The 3,355-nt window shown below is 74.9% G+C and carries 1 protein-coding gene; it reads right to left on the bottom strand.

Features of this window, described 5'->3' with window-relative positions:
• The coding region (locus AB0G02_RS32370; protein WP_360801764.1) for an amino acid adenylation domain-containing protein at window positions 1-3,355 on the bottom strand (3,355 nt) is incomplete at both ends.

Raw genomic sequence — 3,355 nt, 5'->3', positions numbered from 1 at the left:
GGCCCCCGCCAGTCGGGGGTTGACCCCCCCCCCGGGGCGGGCCCCACCCGACCCGGCCCCCCCCTCGGCGCGGCGGGGCCCCCCGGGGCGGGGGGGGGGCCGCCCCGGGCCCGCCCCCACGACCAGCCTGGCCAGGCCGGCCACCGTGCGGGCCTCGAACAGCGCCCGCACCGGTAGTTCGACGTCCAGCACCGTGCGGACCCGGCTGACGACCCGGGTGGCGAGCAGCGAGTGGCCGCCGAGCTCGAAGAAGTCGTCCTCCACGCCCACCTCGGCGGTGCCCAGCACCTCCCCGAACACACCGCGGAGGATCTCCTCGACCGGTGTGCGCGGCCCGCGGCCCCTGCCGCCGGCGGACGGGTCGGGTTCGGGCAGCGCCTTGCGGTCCACCTTGCCGTTGGGCGTCAGCGGCAGCGCGTCGAGCACCACCATGGCGGCCGGGACCATGTAGTCGGGCAGCGAGCCGCCCAGCGCCTCCCGGACCGCCGTCACGTCCAGCGCGGCGCCGGGCGCGGCCACCACGTAACCGATGAGCCGCTTGTGGCCGCCCTGGTCGCCGCCGACCGACACGGCCGCGTCACCGACCTCGGGCACGGCGCGCAGCGCGGCCTCGACCTCGCCCAGCTCGATGCGGTGGCCGCGGATCTTGACCTGGTGGTCGCGGCGCTCCAGGAACTCCAGCCGGCCGTCCGGCCGCAGCACCACGCGGTCCCCGGTGCGGTACATGCGGGCACCGGCCTCGCCGTACGGGTCACCGATGAACGTCACGGCCGTCTTGGCGCGGTCACCGAGGTAGCCGCGACCGACGCCGACGCCGCCCACGTACAGCTCGCCGGCCACACCGGCGGGCACCGGGCGCAGGTCGTCGCCCAGCACGTAGAGCCGGGTGTTGCGGACCGGCCGGCCGATCGGCACGCGGGCGCCGCCCAGCGGGTCGCCGTGGCGGATGACCGCGTGCGTGACGTCGTCGGAGCACTCGGTCGGGCCGTAGGCGTTGACCAGCGGGATGTCCGGGTAGCGGGCGAACCAGCGGTGGCACAGGTCCGGCGGCAGCGCCTCGCCCGTGACGACCAGCCACCGCAGGCCGGGCAGCGCCGGGGTCTCCTCGGTGATGTCCCAGGCGTCCAGCGCCGCGCGCAGCAGCGAGGGCACGACTTCGAGGATCGTCACGCCCTCGTCCGGGATGGTGGCGAACAGCGCGTTGGGGTCCACGGCGGTGTCGCGGCCGGTGACCCGCACCTGACCGCCCACCACCAGGGCGGTGAGCATCTGCCACACCGAGATGTCGAAGGTGACCGGCGCGTTGTGCACGATCTTGTCCGAAGAGGACACTTCGAGGTCGTCCACCTTGCACCACAGGTGGTTCACCATGCCGCGCCGGTGCACCATCGCGCCCTTGGGCTTGCCCGTGGAGCCGGACGTGAAGATCACGTAGGCGAGGTCGTCCGGTGCGCCGAGGGCGGGCGCCAGGTCGGTGTCCACCGCGCCGTCGAGCACGACCACCTCGACGTCGCCGGCGACCTCCCTGGCCAGCGCCAGGTGCTCCTCGTCCACCGCGAGCCGCCGCGCGCCGCTGTCGGCCAGCAGCGCGGCGATGCGGGCGACCGGCGCCTGCACGTCCAGCGGCACGTACCCGCCGCCCGCGCCCAGCACGCCGAGCACGGCGGTGACGAAGTCGACGCCCGGCGAGGCGAGCACGGCCGTCAGGCCGTCACCGACCCGCCGGGAGAACGCGCTCGCGCGCCCGACCAGACCGGCGTAGGTGACGCTGCCCCGGTCGTCCACCACGGCCACGGCGTCGGGGTGCTCCAGCGCCAGCGAGCGGACGCGTTCGACCACGCCCTCGTAGGGCTGGGGCCGGACCGGGCCCGTGCCGGCGGCCAGCACCCGCGCCCGCTCGGCGGGGTCCAGCACGTCGACCCGGCTCAGCGGCGCGGCCGGGTCGTCCACGACCGTGCGCAGCAGCGCGACCAGGCGCTCGGTCAGCCTGCGCGCCGACGCGGCGGTGAACAGCTCGGTGCTGTACTCCAGCACGCCGTGCATCCCGGTCGGCACGCCCTCCGCGTAGCGCTCCTCCAGCAGCACGGTGAAGTCGAACTTCGCCCGCTGCGAGCGCACCGGCTCCACCCGCCCGGACAGGCCCGGCAGGTGCAGCGGGACGTCGTCGCTGGTCTGCAACGCCAGCATGACCTGGAACAGCGGCTGCTTGTTCAGCGACCGCTCCGGGTTGAGCTTGTCGACCAGGTGCTCGAACGGCACGTCCTGGTGCTGGTAGGCGGCCAGGTTGGTGTCCCGCACCCGGTGCAGCAGCTCCTGGAACGTCGGGTCGCCGCTGGTGTCCGTGCGCAGCACGAGCGTGTTGACGAAGAAGCCGATCAGCTCCCCGAGCTCGTCGTCCGTGCGGCCGGCGGTGGGCGTGCCCAGGGGGATGTCGGTGCCCGCGCCGAGCTTGGTCAGCAACGCCGACAACGCGGCCTGGAACACCATGAACACGCTCGCGCCCGCCTCGCGGGCCAGCGTCACCACCCGGTGGTACAGCTCGGTGTCCACCTCGAACCGCAGCTCGTCGCCGTCGTAGTTGGCGACCGCCGGCCGGGGGAAGTCGGTCGGCAGCTCCAGCTCCTCGGGCACGCCGGCCAGCGCCCGCGTCCAGTAGCCGAGCTGGCGGGACAGCAGGCTCCCGGTGTCGTGCTCGTCACCGAGCAGCTCGCGCTGCCACAGGGCGTAGTCCGCGTACTGCACCGCCAGCGGCGACCAGTCGGGCCGGGTGCCCGACACGCGGGCCCGGTAGGCCGTGGCCAGGTCCTGGACCAGCGGCGCGATCGACCAGCCGTCGAACGCGATGTGGTGGAACACCAGCAGCAGCACGTGCTCCGACGGCGCGACGCCGAACAGCCTGGCCCGCATCACCGGCTCGGTGGCCAGGTCGAAGCCGCGGTCGGCCTCGGCGGTGAGCACGTCGGGCAGCTCCGCCTCGGGCAGCCGGGTCAGCGGCAGCTCCGGGTGGTCGGCGGGCACGTCGACCACCCGCTGGTACGGCGTGCCCTCGACGTCGGGGAACACCGACCGCAGGATCTCGTGCCGCTGCACGAGGTCGCGCAGAGCGCCGCGCAGCGCGGGCAGGTCCAGGTCACCGGACAGCCGCACGGCCATCGGCACGTTGTAGGTGCCGGTCGCGCCGTCCTCGAACTTGTCCAGGAACCACAGCCGGCGCTGGGCGAACGACAGCGGGATCCGCTCGTCGCGGGCGTACGCGCGCAGCGGCGGTCGGGCGTCGGACGCGCCGCCGACCTGCTCGGCCACGCCCGCGACCGTCCGCGCCTCGAACAGCGCGCGGATCGGCAGCTCCACCCCC

It is taken from the genome of Actinosynnema sp. NPDC023658 (genome assembly GCF_040639995.1).
Classification (GTDB): domain Bacteria; phylum Actinomycetota; class Actinomycetes; order Mycobacteriales; family Pseudonocardiaceae; genus Actinosynnema.
Note: the sequence above shows the minus strand (reverse complement) of the source record. Positions and strands in the feature narration are given on the sequence as shown.